Annotated in this window: 6 protein-coding genes and 9 pseudogenes; 13 read left to right on the top strand and 2 right to left on the bottom strand. The window is 50.9% G+C overall.

What is annotated here, in order from left to right; genetic code table 11:
- From LPA46_RS18295 to LPA46_RS18280, 5 genes and pseudogenes are all read left to right on the top strand, one after another.
- Positions 1-218, top strand: a pseudogene (locus tag LPA46_RS18295) (Fe-S oxidoreductase); the annotation flags it as partial.
- A 699-nt stretch (positions 219-917) separates the two neighbouring features.
- A complete protein-coding gene (gdhB, locus tag LPA46_RS18290; protein ID WP_230893749.1) occupies positions 918-2,204 on the top strand; it encodes a glutamate dehydrogenase GdhB in 1,287 nt (428 codons plus the stop codon).
- Positions 2,205-2,632: 428 nt separating this feature from the next.
- Complete coding sequence (locus LPA46_RS19360; protein ID WP_442908278.1) at positions 2,633-2,929, top strand: hypothetical protein; 297 nt, start codon at positions 2,633-2,635, stop codon at positions 2,927-2,929.
- Positions 2,930-2,999: 70 nt separating this feature from the next.
- Positions 3,000-3,545 carry an MFS transporter gene (locus LPA46_RS18285; RefSeq protein ID WP_230893748.1) on the top strand — a complete coding sequence of 182 codons (546 nt, stop codon included), beginning with the start codon at positions 3,000-3,002 and terminating at the stop codon, positions 3,543-3,545.
- A 527-nt stretch (positions 3,546-4,072) separates the two neighbouring features.
- Positions 4,073-4,858: an IclR family transcriptional regulator gene (locus LPA46_RS18280; RefSeq protein ID WP_230893747.1), complete on the top strand. Its 786-nt coding sequence runs from the start codon at positions 4,073-4,075 to the stop codon at positions 4,856-4,858.
- Between the two features lie 120 nt (positions 4,859-4,978).
- On the opposite strand, the pseudogene LPA46_RS18275 reads toward LPA46_RS18280, so the two are convergent.
- Positions 4,979-5,488, bottom strand: a pseudogene (locus LPA46_RS18275) (hypothetical protein).
- Positions 5,489-6,591: 1,103 nt separating this feature from the next.
- Between LPA46_RS18275 and LPA46_RS19355 the strand changes: the two are divergent.
- The 4 genes and pseudogenes from LPA46_RS19355 to LPA46_RS18265 all read left to right on the top strand — a co-directional run.
- Positions 6,592-6,965 (top strand): annotated as a pseudogene (locus LPA46_RS19355) (IS6 family transposase); the annotation flags it as partial.
- A 936-nt stretch (positions 6,966-7,901) separates the two neighbouring features.
- Positions 7,902-8,731, top strand: a pseudogene (locus LPA46_RS18270) (IS5 family transposase).
- A gap of 372 nt (positions 8,732-9,103) precedes the next feature.
- Complete coding sequence (locus tag LPA46_RS19350) at positions 9,104-9,529, top strand: MFS transporter (protein ID WP_442908279.1); 426 nt, start codon at positions 9,104-9,106, stop codon at positions 9,527-9,529.
- 778 nt (positions 9,530-10,307) lie between these two features.
- Positions 10,308-11,137, top strand: a pseudogene (locus LPA46_RS18265) (IS5 family transposase).
- A 142-nt stretch (positions 11,138-11,279) separates the two neighbouring features.
- Here LPA46_RS18265 and LPA46_RS18260 read toward each other — a convergent pair.
- Positions 11,280-12,239 (bottom strand): alpha/beta hydrolase, encoded by a 960-nt coding sequence (locus LPA46_RS18260; RefSeq protein WP_230893746.1) that lies wholly within the window; start codon positions 12,237-12,239, stop codon positions 11,280-11,282.
- A 100-nt stretch (positions 12,240-12,339) separates the two neighbouring features.
- Here LPA46_RS18260 and LPA46_RS18255 point away from each other — a divergent pair.
- The 4 pseudogenes from LPA46_RS18255 to LPA46_RS18240 form a co-directional block, all read left to right on the top strand.
- A pseudogene (locus LPA46_RS18255) lies at positions 12,340-12,444 on the top strand (IS6 family transposase); the annotation flags it as partial.
- A gap of 76 nt (positions 12,445-12,520) precedes the next feature.
- A pseudogene (locus LPA46_RS18250) lies at positions 12,521-13,365 on the top strand (IS1595 family transposase).
- A 26-nt stretch (positions 13,366-13,391) separates the two neighbouring features.
- Positions 13,392-13,827 (top strand): annotated as a pseudogene (locus LPA46_RS18245) (IS6 family transposase); the annotation flags it as partial.
- A gap of 256 nt (positions 13,828-14,083) precedes the next feature.
- Positions 14,084-14,680 (top strand): annotated as a pseudogene (locus LPA46_RS18240) (IS5/IS1182 family transposase); the annotation flags it as partial.

The raw sequence follows: 14,680 nt of genomic DNA, 5'->3' as shown, positions 1-14,680 counted from the left end.
CCAGCGAGGAGCGCATCCGCGAGGCCTTAGAGGACACGGACGCCGGCCCGGACGTCGACCGTTTCGTCGTCGCGTGCCCGATGTGCATGACGATGTACGAGGACGGCCGCAAAACGGGTGGCTACGAGGACGACATCGAAATCACGGACGTCACTGAACTCCTCGTCGAAGCAATCGACGCGAAAAACGAAGGGAACAGTGCGGGCGGACACAGATGAGTTGGCTCAGCAAGCCGAAGACGTGGCTGCTGTCGACGGTGACGTCCTGAAGTTTGGTGTCGCGATCATGGGAAAATAGGACGAACTCTTCCGCATCGACACCGTGAAGTTCGATTCTAGCGTGTTCGTTTTCGACTGGCTTGACCTGCTTTTCCTATATAAATATACTTATAACCCATTCACTCAGTCAGTTGTCTCCGATAAAAAACATCGTTTGCGTGCCAAGGTTTTATTTGGGGTTGTTCCTATGACTGTAATGTCGGTGTGCGAAATGAATAGCCCGGATTCAGTTCCGGAAATAGACGACCAGACAGCTAACGTTATTCAACTTGTCCACCATGTCTGGCGTTAAGGTCGTGCTAATCACCGGAACGTCTACACTCGGGCGACCGTTGTTAATTTGCGCATCGTCATGGAGGTGATCATTAAATAATGCAAGAACCAACGTACGTGTAACCATTCAAACCCGTGCTTATGCCGACCATGATGTCGGGCTGTGTGCATATGGTCGGCATTTCCACGGTTTCTGTGATGATAGATTCTGCAGGACTGTTGAATGACTTTAGCGATTGCGCTTAGTTAAGGTGGGAGTATGTCGTCGGGTTTCGGCGATCTTGGTAGTTGGTTTCGGGAATACGTATAGCAACTGAACCAAAAATTTTGTAAAGCCAGATGTACGCAAAGATGCCATAGGTTTCGATGAGTACACAATCTTCCCAGCAAGAGAACAAATCTGACGAGGATCTCGGTTCGGCACTTGTCACTGCCCGCCGCCAGCTCGAGCGCGCTACCACCCACGTCAACGTCGACGAGGGGGTCATCGAACGGCTCAAACACCCGACGCGAGTTGAGCAGGTGTCAGTTCCGCTCAAGAGGGATAATGGGGACGTCGAAGTGTTCACCGGCTATCGTGCCCAGCACGACGACGTTCGCGGCCCGTACAAGGGCGGCCTTCGATACCACCCCGAGGTGAACGCCGAAGAGTGCATCGGCCTCTCGATGTGGATGACTTGGAAGTGTGCCGTGATGGACCTTCCCTTCGGTGGTGGCAAAGGCGGTATCGCCGTCGATCCCAAGTCACTGAGCGAAGAGGAAACCGAGCGGCTCACCCGCCGGTTCGCAGAAGAATTACGGCACGTTATTGGTCCGACGATGGACGTCCCGGCGCCGGATATGGGGACGGACGCTCAGACGATGGCCTGGTTCATGGACGCCTACTCGATGCAACAGGGCGAGACGATCACGGGTATTGTCACTGGGAAACCGCCGATCGTCGGTGGTAGCGAGGGCCGCGACGCTGCACCGGGACGGAGTGTCGCGATCATCACTCGAGAAGCCATCGAGTACTACGACAAGGAGATTGAGGAGACGACGGTTGCTGTCCAGGGATTCGGAAGCGTCGGATCGAACGCGGCAAAACTCCTCGACGATTGGGGGGCAAAAGTTGTCTCCGTGAGCGACGTCAACGGTGGCATCTACGACCCGAACGGTCTAGACACGTATGCGATCCCTTCTCACCACGAGGAACCGGAGGCCGTGATGGCCCACGAGGCACCGGAGACGGTGACCAATAATGAGTTACTTGAGCTGGACGTCGACGTGGTGATTCCCGCGGCTATTGGAAACGTCCTCACCGAGGAGAACGCTGACGATGTCGACGCAGACATCGTTGTCGAGGGAGCGAACGGTCCAACGACGAGTGCGGCGAGTGAAATTTTCGCTGAGCGCGGCATTCACGTGGTTCCCGACATCCTCGCTAATGCCGGCGGCGTGACGGTGAGCTACTTTGAATGGCTACAGGACATCAACCGCCGACAGTGGCCCCTTGAGCGCGTCAACAAGGAACTTGAGGAGCATATGCTTGAGGCTTGGGATGATGTCCGGCAAGAAGTCGAAGCGAAGGACTTGACATGGCGCGACGCAGCCTACGTCGTCGCTCTTTCGCGGATCGCGGAAGCGAAATCCACGCGGGGGCTTTGGCCGTAGCCTAGAGCCTTCTTTAGCCCGTCGGTAGTTGTTTCGATTCCCGTTGACAATAAGGAACGCATCGTACTGTCGGGATTGATCGGAACAGAGCAGCTTCCGAACGGTCCTCAACTACGTACTTAATTGCCGGAATAATAACCATTTTTCGCGGGGCGATAGGTATCCGATTATGGATAGAGGGCAGATCTGGACAGCGGCAATTTTCCTGTTTCTCTTCAGTTGTGCGGTTGCGATGCAATCCAGGGGCCCGATTCTCGTTCACCTCCAAGAAGCCTTCAACGTCTCGGAAGCGTCACTTTGATTAGTTGACCTACCGGAACTGCCGGATTCACTGTCGCTATTGTTGTAACAGGGCTGTTTGCTGGTCAATTAACGTACGCCAAGTACTGGCACTCGGAGTCGTTGGCATTACTTGTGCTCTCATTGTAATGGCGGTCGCGCCTACCTATACAATCTTTCTGCTGGCATTACCCCTTCAAGGAACTGCTGCGGTTGCCTTTCGTGGCGTTGACCGTGTTGTATTGAGTCATCTCAATACTGAGAATCGAGGGAGGATCTATACCGTCTATACACTCGTCTGGGCTGTTGGTGCCGTTCTTGGCCCGCAACTTGTGAGCGTAACCCTCATAATCGTGGATTGGCGAACTATCTTCCTTATTCTCACTCTGTTTCGTTCCGGTTGCTGCTGTCGCGGGTTTAGCCAAACTCCCTTCAATAGCGGCTGAACGCTCTATTTCGTTATCTTCGCTTTGCTCGTTGCTCCGGCGTCCCTCCGTTACTGGTGCGTATGTTGGCATGTGCCTAGTTGGGTCTCTTGAAGGAACGATCTTCACCTGGCTTGCGTACTACGCCACTGGTTTTGTCCCTGCAACAACAGCAAATCTACTCCTGTCAACGTATCTCCTAGCATACATCCCCGCACGATTCATCTTCACACTGGCCATTGATTACGTTCCATATCTTGCTTTGTTGCTTGTGGCAGTAGCACCCGGAATTCCAGCGCTCGTGATCGTTTTCTCCGGCGCGAACGGTCTTGTTTTATTTGCTGCTGTCTTTGTGGCGGGGGCTTGCATTTCAAGTGGTTTTCCGATCTCGACGGCTTACGCTGTGGATGCGGCCCCAGAGTATACTGGCCCGCTTAATGCTCTGACCAATGGAGCAATGTATATCGGCATGTCACTTGCACCTGCTCTTGTCGGTGTCCCTGGGGACCTGTATGGCATCCAGCGGGCGCTGGGGCTTACGGTTGGTATATCCGGTGCCCTAATCATCACCATTGTAGTGATGGTGGTTCGGACCGGAACCGCGAATGCGCCAACAGCCAACACACCGGCTGATTGAATTTTGAAACCCAAATCATCAGCACTGTCCAGTTGAGCACTTCCCGAACTGCCGTTTTCCATCAAGTGAATAATATAGATTCTGATAGTTGTGTTAATTTCTGAACTACTCAATTTATCTATGACCTATTGATTAATTACCCACTCAAAAATTATGAATGGAGAAAATATAAATTTTGAAGAATAGGACCATGTTTCGATCCGGTTTCGCTCAGTGGGTTGATCTGATGCCCATCCGGAGTCAGGGAGAGAGTCCGATAGCCGAATTGATTGACGCAAACCGGTCCGGAGAAACTAGGTTTCTTGCGGGCGAACGACCGATCTGGTGGGTGGACAGCGGCGTCGCCGTCCGTTCTTTTGCCCAATCTCCTTCTATATCTGGCTCATAGATTTTGCTGAGCAAATTTGTAATCAGCAACCGCATTGGTCTATTTACTTCTTAAACTAACTCAGCTAGACAATTTCGCATTGGTGTAATAATGCTTGGGTATCCAACAGTTTTAAGTTGTATAACGAGATGTACAGAGTATGCCTCACAGAAGCTCGGAAAACACCCACAAGACAACTACGCAGGCGATTAGGGTACTAGATATCCTCAGGAGGACAAAGGGTGCGACCATCTCTGATCTCGCTTCTGAGTTCGAGATGCCACGGAGTACATTATACACTCACTTAAATACACTCATGGAGGAGGGGTTTGTCGTCCGGGAAAACGGACAATACTGGATTGGAATCCGGTTCAAGGAGTTCAGTGTTGCAGCTGAAAAACGTAAGCCGAGCTACCAGATCGTGAGGAGCGGACTTGCACAATTAGAAGGCGATATCGATGCAGAGACAGAATTTCTTATCGAAGAAGCAGGGCAAGTCAGTGTTATTTATCACTCTGAAAACATTGAACAAAATCGTGTTCGCCTACACATGCACAATACGGCGGCCGGGAAATCTATTCTTGCAGAAAGATCCACAGAAGATGTCGAGAAAGTTCTAGATAAGCACGGTCTTCCCCAGCAAACGAAGAATACTATCACAGATCGAGAGGAACTATTTGCTGAATTAGAGACTATCGGTGAGCAGGGCTATGCTTATAATAATGCAGAATGCTTCGATGGATATCATGGCATTGGAGCAACCGTGCAAGGAATCGACGGGGGAATCCTTGGAGCGGTCACACTAGGCGGACCAATTTATCGAATTCCGGAAAACCAGCTGAGGAATGAGCTGGTCGACACACTCCTCAATACAGTCGATGAAATTGAGGAGACTATCGAGGCTAACCGCTTAGTTATCAGCTCAGAATTAGCAACTGATCAATAGAACCCCCTTCGAGTTAGACTTTAAATTGACTGATTTCACAGGTGGACTCCGAAAACTACGACCCGTCTTCCGATTCCAACTTCTCTAATTCAACCGTGTTGAATAGATGCTAATTCTCGGTTAGAGTAACTCACAAAGCGGTTCTCTGTTTGATATACCACACATGAGGACGATTTCACGGAACTGGCGATACCAGCCTAGTTCTCGCACGGAATCGCCGAGAGAGCGCTTCATGGTCGAGTCTGAAGTTTCGGACATTCAGCGCTGAAAATACTCCTTTTGCCCGGTGGCTGCGTCATACCCTAGTGGCAACGGTCTTGACCCTCGCTGTAAGATGAGTGGTTCAACGCCCAGCGCGTAGAGCTCGTCCTTCGTGGCCCAGTTGTGGAACGCTTTGTCGTCTGCAGCGGGCAGCAGGTCGTCCGTGTTCCGATACACGACCTGCAGCCCGCTCTTCGTAGGGGGTTGCTGCGCGTGTCCGCGCAGCCACCCCACCACACCCACATTTTCAGCTGACTCGGCGGCTGTGGCCTTCTTCGAGCTGATAACAGTGAAAGACGACGTGCTTCCCCAACGCTTGTTTGACTAGGCACCGCCCTGCTCAACGAAGTCGAGGTGTTCGACTTCCATAGATCAGAATCAGTTTCCTCGGCTTCGTCCTTCTAACCCATGGTATGAGTCGATTAGATCGCTATTCAACACGACGTCCATCCAGATCTTGACTTGTCCACCGACTTTTCAGCGTTGTATAACTGTACGAGATCAGCCGGAGGATCTAGATAGCGTACTATTGTAATCTATCTACGCTCCTGCACTCACAATAATATCGATGTAATGGCAAGTCTTGAACGTCCCGAGCTAATATTTCAATCCCTTCCTATTCTCAACAAGTATAAGTTAATGGTGATCACGCTCCACTCGAACTCTCATCTATATCAAATCCGATCTGGAGGCTCTCTGATCAGGATTCTCGCGGCAAGGAGCCCGGTCCAGCAATAGGCTCAATTAAACTGAAATTTAATCCAACCTTTTGATAGTAACACCGAGTCCAGAGAAATGTTCTTGAGATGGAGGGTAACTCTGACTTCTAGTATTGCGCATTCTCAATTCTTGAATATTGCGCTGGATGTCCATTCGCATATATTTATGTGTGTCTATAAATTAATCATTTATCAGTAGTGGCTCTGGGGAAGAGAGAAGCTGCTACACTGTCAACTCATAAACTGAGCACTCTCGGATTGGCATCGGATTGTGATTAATCCAGGAGAAACGCTTGACCCATCGAAATCACCAACTGGCAGGAGGATTTGTTCTGTGCAACCACTTACTATCTGACTCAAATGCCACCGGAACGATCCAGAAAGTGGAAGGGGAGCGAACGTCACCGCATGAGATGGCAACCAAGATCTCAATTGATTACTGTTCCCTGCTTAGGCGTGATGACGTGATCAAAATGATCTGTCGTGAGAATTGGAGTATAGACGAATCAAAGGGCGTTACCTAGGTGAATAATTTTGCTGGCAATTCACAAGAGTTGGGTTTGATAGCGGGCAAACTGAAGTCACGAGTGATTGCCCCCTGTTACTCCACAGGCTTCCTCTGAAATAGGGAATCCAATTCAACTCCCGTCTTTATCGTGAGGATTGTTATCGGTCGTGTTTAATTTAGGTTGAAAGGTAAATTATGATGATTTATTTCTTCTTATATAAAATATTATATGACTCAACAGTTGTATCGACTGGATCGAGTTAGATTTTGTGGAGCGGGAACGGACACCGGTCGTGCTGATGAGTCTCGGTATTCGACTGCATCTTGCTGGTCTTTCACTTTCGAATACCGCTAACGGACTTGGGAAGTTCGGTATCCAGCGCTCACGGAAAGCCATCAATAACTGACCGGAAGAAAGCTGACTTACAGCCCTGCCAGCGACGCCAGCCCGAATCAGATTGCGGTTGACGAAACCGTAATCCGCATTGACGGCCAGCAGTACTTGCTGTATGCTGTCGTTAATTCCAGCTCGAATAAATTCCTGCGTGTACGACTATTTCCAATGACAACGACGTTGACTGAACAGTTTCTGCAGGACCTCCGCAAGAAACACAATGTCCCTTTCATCAACTGTGCTCGGCGTTGGATTCGTCTTTGTCGGGGCTACTCTTCTCGACGTCGGCTCTGTCACGATTCAGCTCTTTGAAGAAGGTTACCCGTCGGAAGCTCTCCAAGGCTGGCAGATGCTTGTGGGAGTTGGGCTACTGTTCTTCGGAGGTCTTCTTCGTGGTGAACCGATACTGTTTAGTTACGGGGAGTACGGGACGGGGAACGGTGACAACGTCTTTTTCGCAAGCCCCTCCCGCTCACGGGCTGCGCCTCATTGTGCACGGCCTACGGCCGTGCTTGCGTCACCTCCTTTCGATTTCCCATCCGATAGTGGTTCCTCGGCCAGCTTTCGCTTAACTAAATACAGCCTGTGAATCCACCCCGGAAGTTCAGTCTTTGATTGTCTAGCTTCACTTTTATACATCACACGGCCTTGTTTAGACGCCGTATCACTCTTTCGAGAGGAGGCGGCTGCAGTCGTCGAAGTCCACAGATTCGGCGCAATCGCCGACGAGACCGTATTTGCCGATCTGCCAGTCATCCGATAGCCGGAGTCAGCCCATCGACTCGTCGTTGAGAGCATCGTCGAACTCGTCGAACCGGGGCTAACCGACCGAACACATGTCCTCAATGGACAACTTGACTTCAAGATTCCTACTGAGGCTGAAGCTATCGAATAAACCGTTGATACGTCAAATTTGTAGGGATAGGGCCATTAACAAGGACATCGGTAAACGACATTATATTTATCCGGACCATACATATCCGCACGACCCTGTTATATAAGACTCGCACCTTATCTCTGATAAGTGTCTTGGCGCTCAATATACAATTTGTCTAACCGGTTGGTTCAGATTCACGGTAGTGAAGGCTCTGTTGAATCACTAGACAGCGTCTGGATGGGTCGCTAAATCAAAGGAGTTGAAGCGGGACGATTTGGTTGTCCATGACACAAATCTCCCGCTTCACTGGAGAGATTGTGCCGATTGCTCAAAGAGTTACTGGCGATGGAGACGAATCCGCCGCCCCGGAAGGTGGCGGCGGATTCTCCGACTACGCCCTCGTTTCCCTCCACTGTCTGCGGATTTACCTTGATGCATCCTACCGAATGACGATTGACTTGCTCAAAGAGATGCCACAAATAACCGGGGAGATCGGCCTCAACGCGGCCGATCTCCCCTCACCATCCACGTTGTGTAAGGCGTTCGACCGGATCGAGATGAGTGTTTGTCGAGTGTTGCTGCGCCAGTCGGCGTAGCTACACGATCCTTCGAACCACGCTGCTATCGACGCACATTCTACGAACGCTCAGCTGCAAGCCGCCACTACTGCCAGCGAATCAGCTACCGCGTGCAGAAGCTGAAAGTCACGAAACTCGTCGATACAGACACTCAAGCCGTCCTTAACGTACACTGCTCGACGACTCGGGAAGGAAGCGACGCAGACCTCGCCGAGCAGATCGCCCGCCGGAACGCGGGCGATCTGCGGTCTCTCGCCGCCGACAAAGGCTATGACAAGCAAGCGCTCCGCGAAGCATTGCGTGAACTCGGCATCAGACCCCTGATCAAGCACCGCGTCTTCGCTCCCTACGACCACGCACACAACGCCAGAATCGACGAACAGCGCTACAATCAGCGCTCGGTGACTGAGACCGTCAATTCGGCTGTCAAGCGCTCGCTCGGCTTCGCCGTGCGAGCGCGATCCTGGTTTCGTGAGTTCCGAGAAATCGCACTGATGTGTGTCGTCTACAACATCAAACGTGCTGTGAAACAGTGAAATCTACCGCCTTATGGCGATTCAACACAGCCGTAGTGAAAGATTAGATTATAACTCAGCGTCTGAACAAGGCCAAACTCAACTGAATCACACGTCAACCAAGTTGTATTTGCATAATAAATGGTATAAGCCCCTCTACTGAAACTCTCCACTAATTATCGATGCGGTAGAAATACCGGGACACCGTACTTAACCTATCACGCTAGCTTTCTTCGTTATAATGGTTGGACGACTATAGTAGTCGGTAGAATTATTTATAATAAGACTGTTGCAGTAGGTAGTGGAGCACCTCGACGAGCGGACAACAGCGATCGACATCGCTCTCGGCCAACTTTCAACCCCTAAAGTAAGCAATTACTTCTAACGGCTACTATAGATATCAGCCCTGTTCTCCCACAGATTGTTTCGACATTTGCTGTCTCAAAAACACATGTCGGCCTCTCGTTAACTGGTATGTGGCTCACATACAGCCTTGCGCAATATCCTAGTGAGGTTCTCGCAAACCGATATGGTGAGCGGCGAATTATCCTCGTCACGATCGGAGGCTCAGCAATAGCTGGATTCGACTTATCACTTACCTCTATCCTTCCACTATTCTTTATCGCGACTGTTCTCCTTGGAGCGGTTACGGGTTTTCACTACAGGGTTGCTACAATCTTGCTTGTTCGAACCCACGAGAAAGTCGGTACCGCGATTGGTATTCATAACTCTGGTGCGACTGCCGTCGGTTTGCTCACCCCCTGGTTGTCGCGTGGCTGGCAATACGATTCGATTGACGGTCTGCTATCACTGTTGTAGTCGTAGTTGGAACCCCAGACGCTCTCATCTTTGCGGTGAAGGTTCGTTCAGTTGAGCCGCGTCGGTCCGAAGTCCCGATCCGAGACCGGTTTTGGTTCTCCGAAGCGCGTAAACTTCTTCTACGGCCAGCGACCTCGTTCTCGTTAATCATCGCTATCGTTGGTGAGTTCACTTGGCAAGGAATAGCCTCCTTTTTACCGACTTTCCCATCGAATATCTACAACACTTGCTGGCTCGTTTTTCTCGATGTATTTTGTTATCCGAGCCGTTACCCAAATCGTTGCGGGAGCAATCTCTGACCGACTTGGGCGTGATCAGACAATAGCTGGTTGTATGCTTGCAGGTTGGGTTGGAGTTAGTGTCCTCATAGCAATACCGGGTATTCTCTCCATTCTTCTCGGTGTGACGCTTGTTGGAGCGGTTATGAGCTTTGGTGCAGCGCTTACACCTATAGTAGAATCTGGAAGTCTTTGTAGTGGCACTCGTCGAACACCGGTGTGTCTCGTTGGTTCTCGAAGATCTGGTGAGAGATGTGAGTAGATATTTCTGGAGATTACTATAGATTTCTACGTGAGTTTCCTGATGAGGAGGAAAATACCGGATTCGAGCTCGTTCGCTCTGTCTATATGATTATCGCCTCGCTGGGATCGGTCGTCGTTGGCTTATTCGCGGACCTGTTTGGATGATCAATCTTGTTTGGTTTTCTGCTCTGTTGAATCCGCAGAAGGCGACGGGATGGCGTCGCTCTGAAGGTGGAAGCGAAGCGGAAGAGCCGAATGTGCCTAAACTCCTCTTCCGCTTCGGTAAGCAAGCCGCGTCGCTGGCTCAAAAGTGCTGTGCCGCCAGTCCAACGGCGGTGAGTGATCCGACTGGCCACGGATTTCCGGGCTGGAAGCATGTCACGCTCCACTTTTTGCGGGTTCACATGGACGCGACGTACCGCGAGATCGTCGATTGGGCGAGTGAAATGGATCGCGTTCGTGGGCTGTTACAACTCGCCCGAACGACTTTTCCCGCACCCCAACGCTGTACCGGTCGTTTGAGAGGGTGCCCATGTCGGTGTGGCGCGGCTTCCTTCGGGAGTCCGCGAACATCTGCGATCCGGGCTCGCATGGGGCCATCGATGCCACGTTCTTCGACCGCGAAACGGCATCGAGACATCACCAACACCGCTCGGATCGCCACATACGCACGCTCAAAACGACGGCACTCGTCGATACAGACTCGTGTGCCATCCTCGATATCCACTGCTCGGCACACTGGCCTCACGACACCCAGACTGGCCGTCGAGTCGCCCTTCGTAACACCGAGAAAATAGAGAGTCTCGCCGGCGACAAAGGCTATGACGACCAATCGCTGCGGGACGCCCTCCGTTCAGAGGGCGTCCGGCCGTTGCTGCGCCATCGGCTGTTCGCTGCCTACGATCACGCTCACAACGCTCGGTTGGACAGCGAGTTGTACGATCAGCGTTGGATGGCCGAGACTGCCTTTTCGGCCATCAAGCGTCGGTTCGGCCCCACTGTCCACCCTCGCGCGTGGTACCGCGAGTTCCGCGAACTTGTGTTGACCGCCGTAGTCTACAACCTCGAACAGCCTCTCAAACAGTGATCCCCACGCCGTCATCGGATTCAACAAAGCATAATTTTCTAAATTCATTTTTAATTGCGTTTCCAATATATGCAATAAATTATTTAATCCGTATATAATATTAATGAAATTAAGAGATCCATAGCGCTGGTTAGTAAACTCATCACAATGATTTAATGGTTGAACCTATTTTCTTTACTTCTTCACAAGATGCGTCTAACACCGGTTCCTCAAGCATCGGCAAAAACCCATGAACCATATCTTCATGTAATCTGTACTCAACAGGAACTCCAGCTTTGGAGAGCCTATCCGCATATCGAGCGTTTTCTTCTTGAAGTGGGTCAAACCCCGCCGCGATGATGGATGTTGGTGGCAAATCAGAAGCATCTCGAACTTGTAGGGGGGATGCATAGGGATTCTTTTTATCCACAGGATCTTCCACATAATTGTTCCAGAACCACTGCATGTCTGTTTTTGTCAGTAGATACCCCTCGCCATTTTCTTTATATGATTTTGTTTCGAAGTTGTGGTCTAATACTGGATAAATCAAAAATTGGTGGGCGACCGATGGTGTTCCGTTATCACGAGCGAGAAGGCACGTCGCAGCAGCAAGATTCCCTCCCGAACTTCCCCCACCAAGCGCAAGTCGAGTGACATCACCGTCCAATAGATCCGGATGGGAAGCTACCCATTTTGTCGCTGCATAACAGTCTTTTAGCGGCATAGGGAAGGGGTGTTCCGGAGCGAGGCGATAATCAACAGAGACAACTGTGCAAGAACCTTCTTTTGCTATTGCACGACACAAATGGTCGTGTCCACCTGTTGGACCAAACATCCATCCTCCCCCGTGAAAGTAGACAAATATCGGCCTCGAACCAGATGTATCGGGTTCATAGACGCGAACTGGAATCGGGCCATTTGGTCCAGATATTTCAATGTCGCGAACGCGTTTGATAGGTTCTCTTTTGGATTTATTGATAGCTAATAGTTCGTCATGTAACGTCCGGGCTCCACTCACAGATAAATCAGAAAAGTTTGGGATTCCTTGCTTCTCATACTCCTGTATTAGCTCATCTAGCTTTCTATGCAAGTCCTCGGAAGTATTGTCTTCGTTCTGGACCATATTTTCTTAATGCCGTTAGATATGATAAAGGCTACGCTGCCCCATGTGACGGTGTCAGATAAGGATTGAAAGGTGAGGTGGTACGTTTTCAAAGTAATTAATGCTCGAAGACGACCGACTCAGAAATTGTTTAGACGAGAATAACTTAGAGTTTGTGGAGAGAAAAGCAATACTGCAGCTGTTGATGAAACTCAGTACGCTCTTACGAAGTAGATTGTTGATGCCGAGAGCTGCGGCTGAAAGTCGAAGAGGGCAAGGGCACCGCGGCAGCGGTGCCCGATATGTTCCCAATAAGCCGGTTTGTGTCGGAATCGGCTGCAGCGGACCTGCTGCAACAGGTTCGCTGGCGTGATGGCGTTGAGTGCCCCCGCTGTCGTTCTGACCTGACGGTCAGGAACGGCAGCTATCGGGTGTATCAGCGGTATTTATGTAAGAATTGCGGTCGGACGTTCAACGACAAGACAGACACCATCTTCGCTCACTCGAAACTGAAGCTCAAAGAGTGGTACTTCACTATTTACGTGTTCTTACGGTTTAACACGAGTATTCGTCAGATTGAGTCGGAACTCGATTATTCGTACCGAACGGTGAGACGGCGCGTCGAGCGCTTCGCCAAGGCGCTCGACGCGCCTTCGATCACGTTGTCTGGACCGGTCGAAATCGACGAAGTGTACGTCTCTGCCGGGAAGAAAGGCCGCGAGCGCGAGGATCGTACGCTGGCGACAAACCGCCGGTGTTCACGCTGGTCGACCGTGGCTCGGACGAGCGCTACGTCGTGCCAGCGAAATTCGCCGACGAATCGACCATTCGACTCCTGCTTGCGGACCACGACGAGGAGTCGCTCACCGTCTATACGGACGGATTTCGGGCCTACAAACCGCTCGAAGACGATAACACATTCACCCGCGAATACGTCGTCCACGGCGACGGAGAATACGCTGACGGTGACATCCACGTCAATACCTGCGAGAGCCACGCGTCGCTGACGCGACGGTGGCTCTCGCCTCACCGAGGAGTCTCGAAAGACAAACTCACGCCGTATCTCAGAGCGTTTCAGCTCCGCCGCGAACTCTACAGAAAATCAGGTGACGAAGCGCTCAAACATGCTCTCGACGCTGCCCTCTGAAAATCAACAACGTGCTTCACAAGAGCGAACTCAGTATTCAGCTTCATTTATTCGGGCTATCGCTTTCAAGCACTGTTTTATTTCTTGGGTTATTCAGTGTTAATCATGTTCGATCCACCGTTCATAACTGGGTTCACAAGGCTGTTTTACAGCCAGAAACGGATCGGAGTCCGAATCACATTGCGGTTGATGAAACCATGATCCAGCCTGACGGCGAACAGTATTGGCTGTACGCCGCTGTCGATCATGACTCAACCGATTTGCTACATACACAGCTTAAACCCACGCTCTCGAAGATCGGTTTTTGCGGAGCTTCGCGAAAAATACAACGTAGATGACGCAACCGTTCTTGTTGATGACGCGGCTCTACTTCACCGAACCTGTCGCAAGCACGACCTCAATTTCAGATACGAACGACATGGCAATCGAAACAGCGTTGAACGTGTTTTTCGTGAGGTGGAACATAGTGTCAACAAATTATCAATTTTTAGGCAATGCAGAAGAAAAATTCTAACGAGTAGCTCGGACCATTCGCTTTTGCATGGAATCAGCTTATCTGAACACTACCGTACAACTGCCAAACCTGATGAAGAATAATGATTCTACAAGCTGTTCCGTACAATTGTTCCTCTATAAGGAATACACGCTGTGGCAAATAATAGTACTATAGACCCTGTCATAGAAAGCGTCACGTACGAAGTAGCAAGGTGCGGAAAGTGTGTCCAGCACAACCGCAACTCTGCAAGATGTAGCTTCGGCAGAAGATTTCTTGAATGTCGCGGCTACCGAGACAGTTCCGCTGTTTGAATATCTCGACTTCGATTTTCTGCTGGAGTACGACGTGTTCGCCCCCGCTCGCCGGGGGCGAACACGAGTTCATAAGCCACCAGACCTCTTTCGCGGCTTTCTGCACTGCTACTACGAGGATGTCTACGGCACGCGTCCGGTTACACGAGAACTTCAAACGGCCTTGTCTGGTACTACTGCGGACTCGACAAACCGCCATTCAGAGACACGGTTGATCGCTTTCTCACCGACCTCGAACACGTTATTGACGATGTCTTCAACCAACTCGTCAAGCAGGCCGCGGACGGCGGCCTGCTCGACTTGACGTACTCTATTAATTCGACCCGCGCCGAAGCGATCCAACACAACGACGCCGCCTCGTGGAACTACGATCCAACAGCCCAGAAGTATTACTACGGCTTCGGCTGTACACTCGTCTCAACTGGCGCAAAGATCCCGATAGCAGCGGGGTTCACACAGCCCAAGCAAGCGGATCAGGAGACGGCGACGCGCGTCACGCGTGAAGCCC

Origin of the sequence: Halobacterium sp. KA-6 (assembly GCF_021029015.1) — an archaeon.
Classification (GTDB): domain Archaea; phylum Halobacteriota; class Halobacteria; order Halobacteriales; family Halobacteriaceae; genus Halobacterium.
The sequence above is the reverse complement of the archived record's forward strand: the minus strand, read 5'-3'. Positions and strand labels throughout refer to the sequence as shown.

What these genes read in the sequence shown, in the direction of transcription:
- LPA46_RS18260 (WP_230893746.1), bottom strand. Translation starts at nt 12,239, where the DNA reads ATGGTCCAGAACGAAGACAATACTTCCGAGGACTTGCATAGAAAGCTA.
- LPA46_RS19360 (WP_442908278.1), top strand. Translation starts at nt 2,633, where the DNA reads ATGGCGGTCGCGCCTACCTATACAATCTTTCTGCTGGCATTACCCCTT.
- LPA46_RS18285 (WP_230893748.1), top strand. Translation starts at nt 3,000, where the DNA reads ATGTGCCTAGTTGGGTCTCTTGAAGGAACGATCTTCACCTGGCTTGCG.
- gdhB (WP_230893749.1), top strand. Translation starts at nt 918, where the DNA reads ATGAGTACACAATCTTCCCAGCAAGAGAACAAATCTGACGAGGATCTC.
- LPA46_RS18280 (WP_230893747.1), top strand. Translation starts at nt 4,073, where the DNA reads ATGCCTCACAGAAGCTCGGAAAACACCCACAAGACAACTACGCAGGCG.